The sequence below is a fragment of the Desulfoluna sp. HI9BLuna genome (assembly GCF_056829775.1).
The window spans coordinates 1,893,353-1,911,142 of the sequence record NZ_CP186555.1; the positions used below are offsets into that span (position 1 = coordinate 1,893,353).

Genomic DNA, 17,790 nt, shown 5'->3' on the forward strand with positions numbered 1-17,790 from the left:
GAACGGGTGCAGTCCCTGGCTTTTGTATTGAAGCTGGGGATTTTTTGTATCCGGACCTGCCCATGAGCCACCGGGACCCTTGCCTGCCACCCGGCATGCACGTACCGCGGCCATGGATGCCCCTGCCCGGGTATCGTTTAAAAAAAATCCCTGTTGAAGCAATGGAAGCAATTCCACTTGAGATGCAGCAGGTGAGACAGTGAATTACGCAATACGAAGATGTGCAGTCCTGACCCTGGCCCTTTGCGCCCTGGGCGGTTCAACCGCCTCGGCAGAAACCACGGAAACGCCCTCCATGGAAGGAATCGTCGTCACGGCCACGCGGGTGGCGGAGGACCGGATGGAGGTACCCGTCACCGTTTCTGTGGTCACCCGTGAACAGATCGACCGCATGGGGGCCACCACCCTCGAACAGGCCCTCAAAACCGTTCCCGGCCTCCAGGTGGGAATCCAGGGCAACGCCTACCCCCACATCGAAGTCCGGGGCTCCCGGGACACCAAAGACCTGGCCGTTCTCATCAACGGCATCCCCTTCCGCCAGGTCAATGGCTCCGCCGACCTGACCATGATTCCTTTGAACATTGTGGAACGCATCGAGTTTGCCAAAGGCCCCTCCTCCTCCATCTGGGGCCGGGGCGCCGTGGCCGGAACCTTGAACATCATCACCGTCCCGCAGGATACCTCCAAAGCCTCCACCACTTTCGTGGCAAGGGGCGGAAGCTTTGACACCTACGGGGCAGACACCCGGGTGCTCAGGCCCACCGACAAAGGCTATGTGATGGTCAGCGGCGGCGGCACCACCAGCAACGGCTATCAGGACGGTGTCGGGCGGGACGCCCAGAACGCCATGGTCACAAGCCACCATGAGTTCTCGGACACCTTTGCCGTGGATGTCCAGGCCCTCTTGTCCAATGTCAACGCGGACAGGGGCTCCACCATCCCCATTGTGGACGGAAAACCCATGGACGGGGTCACCCGGGAAGAGAACCACGCCATCGACGGCGCGTGCTACGACGGAAGGTATCAGTCCGTCACCATCTCCCCCACCCTCTCCCTCTCCGAAAACGTGAAGATCACCAACGACCTGACCTTCACCCAATTCGACAGCTATGCCACCGGGGGCACCACGGTGACGGCAAGTCAGAGCAACAAGGGCTGGTGGGTCAGCGATTCCGAGCAGACCGCCTTTCACAACGACCTGCGCATGACCCTGGACCACACCGGCGAGACCGTGGACAACACCTTCCTTGTGGGCACCTATGTGGAGATCGCCTCCCAGGACAAGGACGCCCCCGGCTACTCCTGGAGCAGCATGCCCAAATACGGCCCCCCCAACTGGGACACCCCCTTGACCAACGTGGGCAACCCGGCCACGGGCAACCCCACCGGCACCACGGTCAAAAGCGAGTTTGAACAGACCGTCTACAGCGCCTACGCCCAGGACACCCTGGCCATCGGAGACGTCTCCCTCATGGCGGGCATCCGCTACGATCACTTCCACGAAGAGCTCACCACCTCCAATAAAGACGTGGAAGCCGACCAGAGCGACTCGGCCTTCAGCCCCCGTGTGGGCGCCACCTGGAACGCCTTCCGGGTGGGCTCGGTTCAGACGGCCTTCTTTGCCACCTATGCCGAGGGCTTTCGCACCCAGTTTCCCAAGCTCAGCACCAAAAACAACAAAACCCTTCCCCAGATCCTGGACCCGGAAGAGACCAAAAGCTACGAAGCAGGGGTCAAGTTCTCCTCGGGCAACACACTCTTTGCCCAGGTGAGCTGCTTCCGCACCGAGAAAAAAGGCCCCCGCTCCTTCCGCACCTCCACCGATGATTTTCTCTTTACCAACACCCGCACCGAGGTGGACGGCGTGGAAGCGGAGATCTCCTGCCGCATCACCGACGCTGTCAGCGCCTGGGGCCACTACGCCTACCACGACGCCCGCTACGAAGAGTTCACCGATACCTCGGGCAACTCCTTTGAAGGCAACCGGGTGCGCATGTCCCCCGAGCACATGGCAGGCATCGGCGCCAACCTGGCCACGGACTTTTTCAACTGGAACGTCTCGGCCAACTACGTGGGCGAACGCAACCTGCGGGACAACACCACCGGCAACCTCCACACCCTGGATGACTACATCACGGTAAACACCGCCGTCACCGTGCCCGTGAAGAACCTCTCCTTCCAGGTGGCCGTCCACAACCTCTTCGACGAGTACTACATCGCCGACGATTTCTCCTCCAAAGACGCCGGCTACCCCGGAGAGCCCCGGAGCGTCACCGTCAGCCTGAGGACTGATTTTTAAAGCGAGGTGAGCCACAAACTTCGTAGCAACCGGATACGTTCTTTCGTTCCCAGGCTCCGCCTGGGAATGATGCTCGGAGGCTCCGCCACAACGGTTGAAATCGCTTCACACTGGCAAGGTGAAGGTAGGGTGCGCTTGCGCACCGCCGAAGAATCGTAACGGTCATGAGCCCCTATGAAGATGCCCGCCAAACTGTATAGACGCGGTAAAAGACGTTGGTTTTTCGAACAGATGGTGCGCAAGCACACCCTACAGAATGTCACAAAACGAACTGTAAACATGGCTCTGCCAATCTGTGGTCGATTGGGCTGAATCGTTGCAACGTTTTCCACGGATCACCGTGACCTGACCAATTCCAAGGAGCCGGGCCATGCCCATTAAAAAAGTACTCATGCTGCTGTGCCTGCTGGCCCTTTTGGCAGGATGCCGCCCGGCCCCGGACGGAACCGTCACCCTGGTCTGGGCCACCAACAGCCACCCGTCCCGGGTTGACGCGGCCCGGTGGTTTGAAAAGCAGCACCCGGGGGTCCGCGTGGAGATCATGCCCATGGGCGATGCCAGGCAATTTTTCCTGAAATGCCTCTACGGAGACGCCCCGGATGTCATCACCTTTTTCTCCGCCGACACCTTCCAGGCCTTTGCGGAAAACGGGCTTTTGCGTCCCCTGTCCGGGCCATCCAGACACGCCTGGCCCTACTACGACGCCCTTCAGGATTACTGTTTCAAAGGGAAGACCGACGAGCTCATGGCCCTTCCCCAGGTGGCCTACCCCTATGTGCTCTATTTCAACCCCGACCTTGTGCCCAAGAACAAAGCCATGGCCGTGCGGACCTGGGGGGAGCTCCTGGCCCTGATCCGAACCCTGTCCCCGGCGGTCACAGACGCGGAAAAACCCGTGTTCGGCCTGGACATCCAAAACGAGTCCGTCTGGTTCACCACCTGGTACTGGCAGCGGGGCGGACGGTTCTTCTCCCCGGAAGGGGATTCCGTTCTGGACCGGGACATCGCCCGGGACACCCTGGCCGCCATGGCGTGCTGGCGGAGTCTTCCCGGGGTCATTCCGAAGCCGTCGGACCGCCTCAACCTGCCCTCTTCCGGTGCCAGCCAGGGCGTCCTGGGAAGCCTCTTTCTCCAGGGGCGCGCCCTGTTCTACTGGTCCGGGAGTTGGAAAATAGGCGATTTTGAAGCCCAGGACCGGGTGCCCTGGCAGGTGAGGATGCTCCCCTGCGGTCCGATCAATGATGTCACGGTGATGGGAGGCAACTCCTTCGGGGTCTCCGGGCGATCCAGCCACCCCGAACTCGCCAGGCAGTTCGTGGCCGCCTTGGGGGGGAAAGCGGCCCAAAAGAGACACCTTGCCCACCGGATCTACCTGCCCGCCCGCAAGGAGATCCCCGTTCCCCCATCCCTTTCCGTATTAAAAGACCAGGCTCAAAAGGCCCGGTGCCCGGAGCACAGCGCCCTGCTCAACGAAGGCCTGGTCAAAGAGATCTTCAAGCAGGCCCTGGAGGCCCACAGACTGGGCGTGGCCGATGCCGAAGAGGCGGCGGACATGATGGCCTCGGCCCTTGAGGCCGGAGCCGTGGAGGTGGCCTGTGACTGATCGCCGCGGTCTTGTCTTTGTGGCCCCCCTGCTCACCGGGGTCTTTTTCCTCGTCCTCATCCCCGGGGCGGCCTGCGCCGTGCTCTCCCTTTTCAGGTGGTCCCTGACCTCCCCGCCGAGCTTTGTGGGCCTTGAAAACTACCGCACCCTGCTGGGCCTGACCGGCGGCTCGCCCGATCCCCTCTTTCTCCAGGCCGCCACCAACACCCTCATCCTTTCCATGGCGGTGCCCCTCCAGGTGGCGGGCAGTTTTGCCCTGGCCCTTTTTTTGCGCGGGACAACCCCGTGGCACCGCCTGCTGCGCCTGGTGGTCTTTTTGCCCACCCTGGTGAGCCCGGTGGCCCTGTACATCATGTGGCGCTCCATCTTTTTTGCGGACATGGGGCTGTTGAATCGGTTGCTGGGCCTTGTGGGCGTATCGGCACCCCTGTGGCTGGACGACCCGGGCTGGGCCAAGGCGGCGGTGATGGTGGTGCTGCTCTGGGAGAGCGTCGGGGGATTTCAGATGCTTTTTTTCCTGGCTGGGTTCCGGCAGATCCCGGACCAGCTCCACGACATGGCAAGGCTGGACGGGCTGCCCGTGACACGCCGCATCCGGGACATCTACTGGCCCTGGATGAAGTCCCTGGTGGGATTCAACCTCTGCCTGGGGTTTATCGGCGCCATCCAGGGCGGCTTTGAGATCGCCTTTATCATGACCGGCGGCGGCCCGCTGCGATCCACCACCACCTTGTCCTACCTTCTCTACGAAAACGCCTTTCAATGGCAAAAAATGGGCTACGGAGCGGCCGTGGGGATCCTGATGTTCCTCATGATCTCCCCCCTTCTGGTCCTGAAATGGAAAGGAGAGCGCCGTGACTGACGCCCACGCACCATCGGTTCCCCGAAGGCTCGGTGCCCTGTTGGGGGGCCTTGGCCTGATCCTCGTGTTCATCACCCCCTTTGTGTGGATGGTCTCCACCTCCCTAAAATCCAACGCCGAGGTGTTCGACGGGGCCTCGGGCCTCGCCATGCTCGTGCCCAACGCCTGGCGCTGGCAAAACTACCGAGAGATTTTTACCCTGATTCCCTTTGGCCGCTACCTTGCCAACAGCGCCTTGACAGCGTCTGCAAGCGCCCTTCTGGAAACAGGGCTTGCCGCCCTTGCAGGCTTCGGCCTGGGCATCTTAAACTGGAAAGGACGCGAGCGCGTCCGCCGACTGCTCTTCCTCTCCTGGCTCGTCCCCTTTTCCGTGGTCCTGATCCCCCGGTTTTTCATGATGCTCCGACTGCCCGACATCCTTCCCTGCACCGATTTTTGGACCGCCCACCGCGTTGTGCCCGCAGGGGGCCATGGGATGGCCGTGGGACGGCTCCTGGGCCTGGACTCCTTTTTTACCCTTGTTGTCCCGGCCAGCGTCTCCATTACCGCCACCTTCCTGCTCATCACGGCCATGGAGCGGATTCCCCGCCAGGCCCTGGACGCCGCCTACCTGGAGACAGGCTCCCACTACCGGGTCTTCCGGGACATGGTGCTGCCCCTGGTGACGCCCACCCTCGTCACCGTGGCCTTCATCGCCTTTCTCTCCTCCTGGCAGAGCTTCACCTGGCCCCTTCTGGTGACCTCCACCCTTTCCATGCAGACCGCCACCGTGGGGCTCAAGGCCTTCCAGACCCTTCACTCCACCCAGTGGCCCCTGCTCATGGCAGGCAGCGTGGTCCTCACCCTGCCCTCCCTGGGTTTTCTGTTGCTGGCCCAGACCTTTGTCATCGACCGCTATCAACTCTCAGAACTTACGGAGCATCGGATTTAGCCCCATGGACACACTGGTTTTCAACGACGTCACCAAAGTCTTTGCCCCCAAAAAGAAAAAACCGGTCACAGCCGTGGACCGATTCTCCCTGACCGTCTCCCAAGGGGAGATGATCGTCCTTTTGGGCCCTTCCGGGTGCGGAAAAACCACCCTGCTGCGCATGATCGCAGGCCTTGACGCCCCCAGCGCAGGGGACCTCCTCCTCAGCGGGTCCGACCTGAAAGCCCTTCCCGCCCACAAGCGCCCCGTGGCCATGGTGTTCCAGAACTACGCCCTCTACCCCCACATGACGGCCCGGCAAAACCTCACCTACGCCCTGTCGGTCAAAAAAACGCCCAAAGAAGAGATCTGCAAGCGATTCACCGAGGCCTGCGAGATCCTCAAACTGGATGCCGACCTCCTGGGCCGCAAACCTGAAACCCTCTCCGGAGGCCAGCGCCAGCGCGTGGCCTTAGGGCGCGCCATCATGCAGCGCCCCAAGGTCTTCCTGCTGGACGAGCCCTTTTCCAACCTGGACCAGAACCTGCGCATGCACCTGAGGATTCAGATCCGCAAGATCCAGAAAGCCCTGAACCTCACCGTGATCATGGTGACCCATGACCAGGGAGACGCCCTGGCCATGGGGGATCGCATCGTCCTCATGGACCGGGGCCGCATCGTCCAGGTGGCCCCGCCCAAAACGCTCTACGACCATCCCGAGACCCTCTTTGCCGCCACCTTCATGGGCTGGCCCCCCATGAACCGCATCCCCGGGCGCATCCAGGCCCATGGGAATGCGAGCCTCTTCATCCAGGACGACGGCCCCCTCCGCGTCCCCCTGTCCCGCCCCGTGGGCGGGGACCGGGTGGTTCTGGGCATCCGCCCCGAACATGTCCGGGTGACAGCGGCCCCGGAGCCAAAAGACGCTCCGGGCCTGTGCGTCGACGAAGAGATGGTGGGCCTGGTCCGCTATGCCCACGCCCGCTGCGGCGCAGGCACCCTCACAGGCATCGCAGGTGAGGGAATCAGCCCCGGCAGCCCCGTCTACTTTGACCTGGCCCCGGACCATGTCCACCTCTTCGACCCGGAAACCGGACGGGTTCGCAAATGATCGGGGGCTTCGCCCCCTCCCATTTGCTGACGGGCTACGCCCGTGATGCTTACAAGGACAAGGCTCAATGAACGCTTTCAGGGTATCTTCGTTCCAAGGCTCCGCCTTGGAATGATGCCCGGAGGCTCTGCCTCCACGCTTGAGATCATTTCACCCTGTACGTTTTATCCACTGTGCCGCCATGCTTCACACCGGCAAGGCGGAGCCTTGCAACCCACACCCCCAGGCAGAGCCTGGGAGCGAGAAGCTTACCTTCAATGCTCAAGGTAACGGAATAAAAAAAACCTCCGCGACAAGGGGAGCTACCTTGAAAGCATATTACCAGGGATTGGATGGTGACAGACTGACACGGGCGAAGCCCGTCAGGGAATGTGAAGGGCCTGAGGCACGAAGGCCAGGAGCATTCCCGAACCTGGGTTCCAAGGGCTCAGCCCTTGGCCGCCGGAGGCTCTTTTTCCCCTACCTTGCGATAAGGAGACCTACCGTAACAAGTCGCTCAGCTCCAGCTCGCCGCGAATCCCAAAACGGGTCAGGGCAAAATCGTACCGAGTGGGATCCTCGGGGCAAAGGCGGCCGAGACGGGTTGTCACTTCAACAGCGGTTTTGAGGTCGGCGGCTTTGCGGGCGGTGAGCCCCAGGGCCAGGGAGATTTTATGCATGTGGGTGTCGATGGGAATGATGAGCTTGGCGGAAGGGAGAGCATCGTGCCAGCCCCCGGGGTCCACCTCATCGCAGCGGACCATCCAGCGAAGGAAAAGGTTCGCCTTTTTGCAGGCGCTTTTGCCGTCAGGGTCGGAGAGGAGGTGGCCGGGAAGGTCCCGGTTCCCTTTGATTGTTTTTGCATAGGCAGACAGGGCGGGCAGGAGGGTCTTGTCCCGGGCGTCGTACCCGGAAAGGAAACACGCCTTCAGGGAGCTGTGGGTGAGGAGCGCTTCCCGGATGCCCACGAGAAGCGCCGCCATATGGGTGTCTTTGGTAAAGCGATGGACAAAGCCCTTTAAGGCCGCCTCGATCTCGGCAGGCTCCCGGGAAAGGAGCCAGTTCCGGGGAGACGGCCCCATCAGCTCCAAAACCCTTCGCACGCTGATGAGAATCTGGGCCACGCGCCCGTAGGCCAGGCCCGAGGCCACCATGCCCACCACCTCGCGGTCCAGGGGGTCCTCGTAATCGTAAAGGGTCTCCAGGGGGTCAGGGCTTACGTATTCGCGCCGGTTCCAGCGATCGTGGAGCTCTTCCAACCGGGCTTTCAGGGCTTTCTCTTTTTTATTCAACCAATCCGTCCTTCGCTTTTATCAATTTGCCTTCGTTTCAATGGCAAGCCGGATCATCGTAACCGTGGTCGCCAACCGTCACACCCATCGTGTGAACTCCGTCCACCATCATTGAACACCCAACGGCCCTGGTTTTTGGGAGGCGTTCCAAGGATCGTTACGCTTCGGTTCCGGTGCGTAGAACACACCCTACGGGCCCCGGGGCTTCCAATGGTGGCGGGTTATGCGGTCAAAACCGGTTTTCTTCCTCGCCTGTGGAGCGCCGCACTCCTGTGCGGCTTTTTTCTCACCGCTTGGTCCATAACTGGCCCGGTTACCATGACGGAGATTGCAAACCGTCACACCCGTAGGGCGCACTACGTTCACCACCATGGGCCCCGGCGTGGGTTACGCAATCGCATTCTCTCTTTAAAATGTTACAACGATCTCGTCGTAGGTTTTGCGCCATTTGGGAGGGGCGAGTTCTTTTCCATTGTTGAAGTAACCCACGGCCATGAGAAGGGGAATCCAGTAATGATCGGGGATGTTGAACTCTTTCATGACGCCCTCCCGGGAGAAGCCGTCCATGGGGTGGGTATGGAGGCCTTTGCTCCGGGCGGCGAGCATCAGGGCCATGGCGAAAAAGCCGGTGTTCTTGGTGGCAAAGGCCACCTGGGACTCTTCGGAGGTGCCGTAGAGGTTGGTGCAGGCATTGGCAAACCAGTCCCGCCGGTCTTCGGTCATGGTTCCGGCCTTCATCATCTCTTGAAAATTCTTCTCGGCAAAGGGAGTGCCCGGGGCCCAGCCCCTGCGGTCGGCAAGGACGATGAGGGTCACCGGGGCTTCGCTCACCTTGGCCTGGCCCATGGCCTGCTTGCGAAGACGCATCTTCTCCTCTTCGTCCCTCAGGACCATGAGGCTCCAGGGCTGGAGGTTAAAGGACGACGGGGTGGTGGCGGCCATCTCCACGACCTCCCTTAACAGGGCATCCGGCACATCTTGGTTGGAATCAAAATGATTGACTGCGCGGCGGGTGGCAATAACGTCGGAAAAATCCATGGTTCCTCCTTGCGTGTTGAAATGGTTCACAACCTTTCAGGTTTCACCTGTTGCCGGGACAACGTGCATCCGCCCTGTGCATGGAAACAACCCCACGGCAAGAGACGTGATGCAACAGCCGCCCCCTATTCCCTATTCCCTATTCCCCTATGATCTATGACCTTTTTTCCTATGCCCTCTTTTATTTACCCCAATGCTTTAAAGGCTTTCTTACTCGCCCCGCACACCGGGCATCTCCAGTCCTCGGGCAGGTCGTCAAAAGAGGTTCCCTTGGCTATCTTGCCCTTTCTGTCTCCTTTATCGGGGTTGTAGATGCATCCGCAGTTGGCGATCTGGCACTGGTACATTTCGTGGGGCTGGCTCATGGTGTCTCCTTTCAGGTATCGCGGTCCGGGCCGTGACAGGCGGGGCCGATAGATTATGGTCAAAACATGCCGCACGGCAGGGCCGCCGGCGTATTCCTTGGTCTTCACAGTGACGACAATATATCAAAAAGCATGCCATCTTCGGGGCCATGCCCAAAGCGGGCACTATCTTTCCGGAATTCCGCAACATATCAGGGCGTATTCAACGGCGCAGCATGGGACGTGACACATCCCAGGGAAGATCATGAGATGATTCTGTCTCATGTACCTGCTCTCTTCGGGACAGTTTCGAAGCATTCCCCTTAGTCTCTGCCTGTAGAGCGTCCCTGTCAATGGTGCGTCAGCGGCCATCACGATTTTTCGCGACAGTGGTCTTCATCTTGCAATAACATTCCCAGGCGGTCCCACCCCGCCAAGGTGGCCGGATCACATGTTTCGGGATCGACACGCATTCCCACGGGTTACCCTATCCCGGATATTTCACGAGTCGAGTGCACCCATATTCAAAGCATCAGAGCTGCAGATGTAGTTGTTTACCTCAAAGCTCTGATAACGCAGAAGATGGGTGCACTCGGCTCGCCCGAAGGGTGAGAAAATCAAACAGCAAACGTCGGTTTACATTTTGTATTTTCAGAATAGCTGGCATTTCTATTGTAGCCATCCGAAATACTGGTGTTTTTTGACTGATTGTTTTCTCATGAAATATCCGGGCTAACCGAACCTCCCTGTGGGAAACAACGTGCGCCCCGAGTCCATGATGAAGGTGTCCATGTTTTTTCCACCCTGGCAGCCCTTGCTTCTCCTGTGCCGAGCATCAACGCCCGTCGTCACCATGGGCCTCTTCTCACCCTGACTGTTCGAATCACGGAGAGCAAGGGGGACTGCCTTTTTCACCCATAGCCAAGGAAAACCTGCCATGAGCCTTGACGACCGCATCAAAGAAAAAGCAAAAGCCCGAGGCCCGGAGTATGTTCCGCGCACCCGACACCTGAACACCGACGGCACGGCAACCTATACGAACCGCCTCTTTCTGGAGGAGAGCCCCTACCTCTTGCAACATGCCCACAACCCCGTCAACTGGTCTCCCTGGGGAGAAGAGGCCATGGCCCTGGCAAAGGAGACGAACCGCCCGCTTTTCGTAAGCATCGGGTACGCCACCTGCCACTGGTGCCATGTGATGGAGGAAGAGTCCTTTGAGGACGTGGAGATCGCCGAATTCCTGAACACCCATTTCGTGCCGGTGAAGGTGGACAGGGAAGAACGGCCGGACATCGACGCCATCTACATGGGCGCGGTGCAGGTACTCACCGGCGGGGGCGGCTGGCCCCTGAATGTCTTTTTGACCCCGGACGGCAAACCCTTTTACGGAGGCACCTATTTTCCGGCCCGGGACGGGGACAGACCGCCCCACCCGGGATTTCTCACCGTCTTAAAGGGCCTTGCCGAGGTCTATGAAAAGGAGAGGGAAAAGGTGGACCTCTCCGCCAGCCAACTCACCCAGGCCATTGACCACCTGGGGGGCGGTCAGGAAAGCGGGACCCTGCCCGACAGAGCGTGGGTGGACAAGGCCGTGGCCTTGTTTTCCCAAAGCTACGACCCGAGCTTCGGCGGCACCAGGGGTGCTCCCAAGTTTCCTGCCACCCTGCCCGTGCAGCTCCTTTTGCGCGCCCACCAGCGCACAGGCATCGGTGCGTACCGCCACATGGCAGAGCACACCCTCACAGCCATGGCCGACGGAGGCATCCACGACCAGGCAGGGGGCGGGTTCCATCGCTACAGCACCGACCCCAAATGGCTGGTCCCCCACTTTGAAAAAATGCTCTACGACAACGCCCTTCTGGCCTCTGCCTACGTGGAAGGATTCCTGGCCACGGAAAATCCGCGTTTTAAAACCGTGGCCGAAGCCACCCTGGCCTACCTTTTGCGGGAGATGGAAGACCCGGCAGGGGGCTTCTACTCGGCCACGGACGCCGACTCCCTCACGCCGGACGGCCACAAAGAAGAGGGATACTTCTTTACCTGGAGCAAGGCCGAACTCGATGCGGCCCTGCCCGGGGATTCCTGGGCAGCGGTTCTGGACCACTTCAGCCTCACCGGAGTGCCCCACTTCGAGGGGCGCTACATTCCCCACATCCGAAGGGACGTAAAGGAAACCGCAAAAAAACACGGCCTGGACGTGGCAGAGCTTGAAGCTCTTTTGGACAACGCCCGGGAGATCCTGCGCCAAGCCCGAACAGCAAGGCAAGCGCCCCTTACCGACAAAAAGATCATCGCCGCATGGAACGGGCTGGCCATCTCGGCCTTTGCCCGTGCCGGACGCGCCTTTGGCAACCAGACGTACCTGACCGCAGCCATGCGCACCGCGGATTTTATCCTGACCTGCCTCACCCGAAACGGCAGGCTCCACCGAAGCCGTCTGGAAGACCTGGGCCCCTTGGGATTCTTAGAGGACTACACCTTTGTCATTGCAGGCCTCATCGACCTTTTCGAAGCCTCGGGCGACGCCTCCTGGCTCACCAGGGCCCTTCACCTCCAGGGCGAAGCCCACCGTCTCTTTGCATCGGAAGAAGGAGGGTACTTCATGACCGGCAGCGACGGCGAGACCCTTATCACCCGAGAAAAACCCGGCACGGACGGGGCCATCCCCTCGGGAAACAGTGTGGCCGCCATGAACCTGTTCAGGCTCTACGCCCTCACAGGCGACACGGCACTGCTCACCCAGGGCCTGGGAACGGTTTCAGCCTTCCTTGCCCCGGACCGTTCTCCGGCCCCCTATGCCACCCTGGTGTCGGCCCTGGACTTTCACCTGGCGGGCCCCAAGGCCCTTCTCCTTGTCCTGCCGGAGACACCGTCGCCCAAAGAGACCGAGGCCATAAGTACCCTGGCATCTCTGTACACCCCCTATGCCGTCACAGCGCCCTTGCGGGAGGGAGAACAGTCAAAAACCATGGAGGCACACCTGCCTGCGGTCAAGGACAAAGCCGCACAGGGTGGAGAGCCCACCCTGTACCCATGTAAAGAGGGCACCTGCGGTCTCCCGGTGTCGGATCCGGGGGTATTCGGGCAGGTGGTTTTGGATAGCTGAGCACCGTGGGAGAGGCTGTTTCAGGAAGCGTTGCCCTTCGGTTCCGGTGCGTAGGACGCACCCTACAGGCCACGGGGCTTCCAACGGGGCTGGTTCAGCCCTTCTGCTTCGCCGGGCGAAGGCAAAAGAATGGTGAGATGGATCGCTCAGGTGACGGCACGTAGGGTGCACTCTGTGCACCATGGTCGGGTAACCTGGATCCCACCGAACCATACCCCAAAATGGCGGTTTCAAGGAGCGTTGCCCTGCGGTTTCGGTGCGTGGGACGCACCCTACGGGCCACGGGTCTTCCAACGGCGCTGGTTCAGCCCATTGAAGGCATTGGCATGGCAAGAGGGATCGCTCAACGACGACGCGTAGGATGAACTCTGTGCACCATGGTCGGGTACCCTGCGACCGATGCAGCACGACGATGCGGCTTTTCTCCCCCGCTTTTGAGGACAGGCCGGGCATCGTGGCAGTGGCGGCTTCAAGGAGCGTTGCCCTGCGGTTTCGGTGCGTGGGACGCACCCTACGGGCCACGGGGCTTCCAACGGGGCTGGTTCAGCCCATCGGCTGTGCCCATCGAAGGCATGGGCATGGCACTAGGGATCGGTCGACGACGACGCGTAGGGTGCACTCTGTGCACCAAGGTCGGGTAGCGACCCCTCTTAAATGCCCCAAGACGCCACCAATTTTTCTCGATTATCCATCAGCAGGTAAATATAGGAGAGTTCGAGGTTGATCATCTCGGTGTCGTCTTTGCGGAGCCACTCCGAGAGCCAGGCAAAGCGCAGGGCCATGACACACTCGGGAAGAAGATTCCAGCTTGCTGCATCGGCAAAATCAGCCTGGCGAAGGGCTCGGGTCAGGGTGGGGACCAGGCCATGAAGAAGGGCGTCGGGGGTCTCCATGCCGCAGCAGCCGACCATGTTGGCCACATCGTAAAGCAGGGGTTTGTGACCGAAGAACTCCCAGTCGATGACCGCTTCGATGCCCTTCTCCTTCCAGAGGATGTTGACGCCGTGGACGTCCCCGTGGGCCAGGGCCGTGGCAAGGCCCGGCCAGTGGGGGTAAAGATGGTCGGCGAGGTATCGGACGGCTTCGTCAAGGGCGCCTGCCACCTTGGGCCTTCGGGCCCGGATGGTGGAGGTCAAGGTGTCGATGTACCCGGGCAGGTCAAAGGACGCCCCCGGAAAGGAGAGGGCAAGGGGAACGGATGCGGTGCGCAGATCCGTCAGCAACCCGGCGAGAGCCTTGCCCCGCCATGCCTCTTGTGTGTACGCGGGCCGATCCAGGGGCAGGCCCTGCACAAAGGGCGTCAGCTGCCAGAGATGTCCTGTCTGGGGGGATAAAAAATCACCGGCCTGGGTGGCACGGGGCGCCGACACCGGAAGCCCGGCTTGGGCCAGGGCGCTCATAAACCGGGCCATCTCACGTTTTCTCGGTGCCGTGGCCGGATCAATGCGCTCCAAGAGAAAACGGGCGCCGTCCGCCCCCTGCACCACCCAGCGCCCCAGGGAGCGCTCCGGGCTCCCGGCAGGATCCTGTTCATTGCAGACCGTCGCGCCCTCAATACCCCAGGCCCGGGCGGCCTGCTTCATTACTGTCTCGTCCATGGTTTCTCGTCTCGCTTTTAAATCACTGTTCCATTGAGGGGCAAAGCCAGCCTCTGGGGCTTCGCCCCTTCACATGTGCATACGGGCTGTCCCCGTGACATGCCGTCCCACAACCGCACTCCTGCAGCCACCCAAACCAAAAGACCGCATGCGGCGTTCGCAGACGGTCTTTGTCCGGCCATGGGAGTGTGGGTTGGCCTTTTGAATATACGGGAGGCTACTCAGCGGGCTCGGTTGGCGCAGGCATGGCGCGTCCGGCCATCTCGCGGTCCATCATGAGCAGGGCCGATGGGTTGTCCCCCACGAGGCGGAGCCGTTGGAGGACCTGCTCGACGCTCTCTTCTTCTTCCACCTGCTCGGTGACAAACCACTGAAGGAAAATCCCGGTGGCGTGGTCCGAGGCGTCCCGGGCAATGTCCACAAGGGCGTTGATGGACCCGGTGACAAAAACCTCGTGCTCCAGGGTCTCTTCAAACAGGGCCAGGGGAGACTCCCAGGCTGCCTTGGGTGCTTCCACGGCGCTTAAGCGAACCGTGCCGCCCCGTTGCTGGATGTAATCGTAAAACTTCTGGGAGTGGGTCAGTTCTTCCACGCCCTGGGCGTACATCCAGTGGCTGAAGCCAGTCAAATTCCGGCTGCCCAGCCATGCCGACATGGAAAAGTAGAGATACGCGGAAAAGATCTCTCGGTTCAACTGAAGGTTCAGTGCGTCTTCAACCTCTGATTTCAACATGGTTACCCCCTTGTCCAGTGGCCGTGAAGGTTGCAGTATGCCCTGGCCACCACAGGTCCTGTGATCCCTGCAAAAAACGCCTCGGGCTTCTCTCCGGGCAGGAGGTGCTTTCGCAGGATGGTTGCTCCCTGGGTCACCTCGATCCAGGGAATCCAGTGTTCATCGGTCATGGGATGGGCTGTCTCGCCTACGGAAACGCAAATGCCACCGTCTACCTCGACCACGACGGGCACATGCTTCTCCCGAGAGGCGTCCCGGGTATTCTCTTCCAAAAGGGTCATGGCCTGCCCGCAGCACCTTACCGTGGGCCCGCCAGCCTGAATAATTTCAACGATATTGCCGCAGTGTTCGCATGCGTAGAGTTGATTGCGCCTCATCATGGTGGGTCTCCTTTTCCGTTTCCGATTCTGTATCCGCCGCAAGGATATGATCATGCCGGGGCCAAGCCCCTTTCCTTAACCTGTTGCCCAGGAAAACATTTCAATAAGCATGCCACACGGCATTGCCGGCACAAAAAAGAGACAACACACTGATTTCATGACAAGGTGATCGAGCCCAGGATTCGTTACGGCTCGAAAGCAAAACAGAGACGATACGGGCCATGAGACACCCGACGCAAAAAGTGTCTCACGGAAAAACCACCTCAAAAGGCGGTGTCCAGGGCCCCCACAATGGTATTCATGTGTTTTTTCTCCCCCTCGCTGATCTCCAGGAAAAGGGATTTCAAGGCGGGATCGCCGGTGGTTTCTCCGGCGTATCGGTAGAGGTCGTAGGCGGTGAACTCAATGTCCAGGGCCAGCTCATAAATGGCAAGGTCCATAGGGACCATGGTGCTCTCCAGGCGAAGCAGCGCACCTTCAAGGGGCATGCCCCCTTCGAGGATTTCGCCCTTCAGGCCATCGAAAACATCCTCAAACCGTGGCGGAATATCCTCCCGGCTTTGCCAGGCATCGTAAAGTGCCCTGGCATGGGCCAGCTCTGCCTGGCAAAGGGACTCGATGGTCCGGGTCAGGGCGGTGCCGGGGTACGCATCAAGGATATGCCGATAGATGTTCCATGCGCCCTTTTCAAGATCCATGGCCGCCATGAGGGTTTGCTGCATGCCCTCCTCGAGGACCAAAAGCCTTACCCGGGGAAAGTCCGTGACGGTATGTCCCTGCCAGGCAAGAATACCGCCTTCCAGATTGAAAATGCTTTGGTGCCGCGGCATCTTCTCCACGGCCATGTGAGCCGCCACCCGCGACCGCGCCCCGCTTCGGCAGGCAAAGATAATGTCCCGGTGTTCGGGAAGGTCTTTAAGACGGGTCTCCAACTGCCCCAGGGGAAGGAGCCTGGCACCGGGGATGTGGGCCTGCTCGTACTCCTGGGGCTCCCGAACGTCCAACAGGAGGTACTCGCTCTCCTCATGCTCACTCATATACGCTTTGACGGACTCAGGGGTTGCATCAACAACACGGTTTTCGCTCATGGGACCTCCGAAAGGCTCAATGGTGGGAAAGGATTACTCCGCTTTTTTACGAGATATCGAGGTTGAGGGGTCAACGGATGCTTCACCCGGCTTGCTTTCCGGTAATGTATCAAAAAATCGCCAGGTTGCACCAGAGATAATCCGTGCCCCTTTTTTGTTGGTAAGGTACGAGAGACACCACTTCAGAAAAATGGAGAGACGGTTGTTGAACCCGGAAATAAAATAAATATGCACCAGGAGCCAGGTCACCCAGGCCATGAACCCCTGGAGCCGAAAAAACCCGAAGTCCACGATGGCCCGGCTGCGGCCGATGGTGGCCATCTGGCCTTTGTCCACGTAGTCGAAGGGCTCCATGGCCTCACCGGCCTGGTCCCGAAGGATGTTTTCGGCAATGCACTGCCCCTGCTGAATGGCCACGGGCGAAAGGCAGGGAAGGACCTTGCCCGAAGGATCGGTAAAGGCGGCCTGGTCCCCGGCCACAAACACGTCCTTACGGCCGGGAATATTGAGGCAGGCATCCACCACAATGCGCCCCTGCACGCCGGTCTCCACCCCGAGGCCCCGGTTGAGGTCCGTTGCAGTGATCCCGGCAGCCCAGAGCACGGTCATGGTCTCGATTTTTTCCGACCCCACCTCGATGGAGGTCTCCCGGATCTCGCTTACGGGACTCTTGGTCCAGACCTGGACCCCTAAGTTTTCGAGGTCACGGGTGGCGCGACTGCTCTGTTTTTTGGGAAAGGAGGCGAGGATGCGGTCTCCGGCCTCCACCAGGATAATACGGGTGAGTTTGGGGTCGATGTTGCGAAAATCACGCCCCAGGGTGTAACGGGTCATCTCCCCGATGGCTCCGGCAAGCTCCACGCCGGTGGGCCCTCCGCCCACCACCACAAAGGTCAGGGCGCGACGCCGCACGGCTTCGTCTTCGGCCCGCTCAGCCACCTCAAAGGCACTCAGGATGCGCCGCCGGATCTCCAGGGCCTGCTCCAGGGTCTTCAAACCCGGTGCGTGGGGTTCCCAGGATTCCTTGCCGAAGTAGCAGTGGCGGACCCCGCAGGCCAGGATCAGGTGATCGTAGGACAATCGCCCGAAATCGGTCATCACGGTGCGCCCGTCAAAATCCACCCCGGCGACCTCTCCCTGGAGTACCTTGATGTTTTTGAACTCCGATAGAATGCTCCGAATGGGCATGGCAATATCGGACTGGCTGAGCCCGGCCGTTGCCACCTGGTACAACAGGGGTTGAAACAGATGGTGGTTGGCCTTGTCGATGAGCGTAACCTGAATTCCCTCTTTGTTGCCCAGGAGCTTGGCGGCCTTGAGACCGGCAAAGCCTCCGCCGACAATAATCACCTTTTTCGTCATAATCGCAGATTCCCGTTTTTGAGATACATAACTGTTGATCGCTGTGTGCGTGCTTCAGGAGACAGACGCCAAAAAGAAAAAAAGT

The 17,790-nt window shown here is 60.3% G+C and carries 14 protein-coding genes; 6 read left to right on the forward strand and 8 right to left on the reverse strand.

Annotated elements, in window-relative coordinates; all coding sequences use genetic code 11:
• Positions 1-199: 199 nt before the first annotated feature.
• From ACOYW0_RS07520 to ACOYW0_RS07540, 5 genes are all read left to right on the forward strand, one after another.
• Positions 200-2,299: a TonB-dependent receptor gene (locus ACOYW0_RS07520; RefSeq protein WP_482417913.1), complete on the forward strand. Its 2,100-nt coding sequence runs from the start codon at positions 200-202 to the stop codon at positions 2,297-2,299.
• 370 nt (positions 2,300-2,669) lie between these two features.
• Positions 2,670-3,902 carry an ABC transporter substrate-binding protein gene (locus ACOYW0_RS07525; RefSeq protein WP_482417914.1) on the forward strand — a complete coding sequence of 411 codons (1,233 nt, stop codon included), beginning with the start codon at positions 2,670-2,672 and terminating at the stop codon, positions 3,900-3,902.
• On the forward strand, positions 3,895-4,764 hold the full coding sequence (locus ACOYW0_RS07530; protein ID WP_482417915.1) for a carbohydrate ABC transporter permease: 870 nt from the start codon (positions 3,895-3,897) through the stop codon (positions 4,762-4,764). The genes ACOYW0_RS07525 and ACOYW0_RS07530 overlap by 8 nt, the downstream gene beginning before the upstream one ends.
• Positions 4,757-5,695: a carbohydrate ABC transporter permease gene (locus tag ACOYW0_RS07535; protein WP_482417916.1), complete on the forward strand. Its 939-nt coding sequence runs from the start codon at positions 4,757-4,759 to the stop codon at positions 5,693-5,695. The genes ACOYW0_RS07530 and ACOYW0_RS07535 overlap by 8 nt, the downstream gene beginning before the upstream one ends.
• Before the next feature lie 4 nt (positions 5,696-5,699).
• Positions 5,700-6,785 (forward strand): ABC transporter ATP-binding protein, encoded by a 1,086-nt coding sequence (locus ACOYW0_RS07540; protein ID WP_482417917.1) that lies wholly within the window; start codon positions 5,700-5,702, stop codon positions 6,783-6,785.
• 479 nt (positions 6,786-7,264) lie between these two features.
• Here ACOYW0_RS07540 and ACOYW0_RS07545 read toward each other — a convergent pair whose 3' ends face one another.
• The 3 genes from ACOYW0_RS07545 to ACOYW0_RS07555 all read right to left on the reverse strand — a co-directional run bounded on the left by ACOYW0_RS07545 (position 7,265) and on the right by ACOYW0_RS07555 (position 9,459).
• Positions 7,265-8,056, reverse strand: a complete 792-nt coding sequence (locus tag ACOYW0_RS07545) for a TIGR02757 family protein (protein WP_482417918.1) — start codon at positions 8,054-8,056, stop codon at positions 7,265-7,267.
• A gap of 408 nt (positions 8,057-8,464) precedes the next feature.
• A complete protein-coding gene (locus ACOYW0_RS07550) occupies positions 8,465-9,094 on the reverse strand; it encodes a nitroreductase family protein (protein ID WP_482417919.1) in 630 nt (209 codons plus the stop codon).
• 185 nt (positions 9,095-9,279) lie between these two features.
• Positions 9,280-9,459 carry a rubredoxin gene (locus ACOYW0_RS07555; RefSeq protein WP_482417920.1) on the reverse strand — a complete coding sequence of 60 codons (180 nt, stop codon included), beginning with the start codon at positions 9,457-9,459 and terminating at the stop codon, positions 9,280-9,282.
• A gap of 916 nt (positions 9,460-10,375) precedes the next feature.
• On the opposite strand from ACOYW0_RS07555, the gene ACOYW0_RS07560 reads away from it, so the two are divergent.
• The gene (locus ACOYW0_RS07560) at positions 10,376-12,544 is read left to right on the forward strand and encodes a thioredoxin domain-containing protein (RefSeq protein ID WP_482417921.1); all 2,169 of its coding nucleotides are present in this window, start codon (positions 10,376-10,378) and stop codon (positions 12,542-12,544) included.
• A gap of 650 nt (positions 12,545-13,194) precedes the next feature.
• Here ACOYW0_RS07560 and ACOYW0_RS07565 read toward each other — a convergent pair.
• From ACOYW0_RS07565 to ACOYW0_RS07585, 5 genes are all read right to left on the reverse strand, one after another.
• Positions 13,195-14,142 (reverse strand): phosphotransferase enzyme family protein, encoded by a 948-nt coding sequence (locus ACOYW0_RS07565; protein ID WP_482417922.1) that lies wholly within the window; start codon positions 14,140-14,142, stop codon positions 13,195-13,197.
• Positions 14,143-14,359: 217 nt separating this feature from the next.
• On the reverse strand, positions 14,360-14,875 hold the full coding sequence (locus ACOYW0_RS07570) for a ferritin (RefSeq protein ID WP_482417923.1): 516 nt from the start codon (positions 14,873-14,875) through the stop codon (positions 14,360-14,362).
• A 2-nt stretch (positions 14,876-14,877) separates the two neighbouring features.
• Positions 14,878-15,255 carry a desulfoferrodoxin gene (locus ACOYW0_RS07575; RefSeq protein WP_482417924.1) on the reverse strand — a complete coding sequence of 126 codons (378 nt, stop codon included), beginning with the start codon at positions 15,253-15,255 and terminating at the stop codon, positions 14,878-14,880.
• A gap of 263 nt (positions 15,256-15,518) precedes the next feature.
• The gene (locus ACOYW0_RS07580) at positions 15,519-16,343 is read right to left on the reverse strand and encodes a rhodanese-like domain-containing protein (RefSeq protein WP_482417925.1); all 825 of its coding nucleotides are present in this window, start codon (positions 16,341-16,343) and stop codon (positions 15,519-15,521) included.
• Between the two features lie 33 nt (positions 16,344-16,376).
• Positions 16,377-17,705, reverse strand: coding sequence for an NAD(P)/FAD-dependent oxidoreductase (locus ACOYW0_RS07585; protein ID WP_482417926.1), 1,329 nt, complete (start codon positions 17,703-17,705; stop codon positions 16,377-16,379).
• Between the last annotated feature and the right edge of the window lie 85 nt (positions 17,706-17,790).

Bases quoted from the DNA above. Each gene is read 5' to 3' on its own strand.
- ACOYW0_RS07585 (WP_482417926.1), bottom strand. From the start codon at position 17,705: ATGACGAAAAAGGTGATTATTGTCGGCGGAGGCTTTGCCGGTCTCAAG.
- ACOYW0_RS07555 (WP_482417920.1), bottom strand. From the start codon at position 9,459: ATGAGCCAGCCCCACGAAATGTACCAGTGCCAGATCGCCAACTGCGGA.
- ACOYW0_RS07575 (WP_482417924.1), bottom strand. From the start codon at position 15,255: ATGATGAGGCGCAATCAACTCTACGCATGCGAACACTGCGGCAATATC.
- ACOYW0_RS07550 (WP_482417919.1), bottom strand. From the start codon at position 9,094: ATGGATTTTTCCGACGTTATTGCCACCCGCCGCGCAGTCAATCATTTT.
- ACOYW0_RS07525 (WP_482417914.1), top strand. From the start codon at position 2,670: ATGCCCATTAAAAAAGTACTCATGCTGCTGTGCCTGCTGGCCCTTTTG.
- ACOYW0_RS07580 (WP_482417925.1), bottom strand. From the start codon at position 16,343: ATGAGCGAAAACCGTGTTGTTGATGCAACCCCTGAGTCCGTCAAAGCG.
- ACOYW0_RS07570 (WP_482417923.1), bottom strand. From the start codon at position 14,875: ATGTTGAAATCAGAGGTTGAAGACGCACTGAACCTTCAGTTGAACCGA.
- ACOYW0_RS07565 (WP_482417922.1), bottom strand. From the start codon at position 14,142: ATGGACGAGACAGTAATGAAGCAGGCCGCCCGGGCCTGGGGTATTGAG.
- ACOYW0_RS07540 (WP_482417917.1), top strand. From the start codon at position 5,700: ATGGACACACTGGTTTTCAACGACGTCACCAAAGTCTTTGCCCCCAAA.
- ACOYW0_RS07560 (WP_482417921.1), top strand. From the start codon at position 10,376: ATGAGCCTTGACGACCGCATCAAAGAAAAAGCAAAAGCCCGAGGCCCG.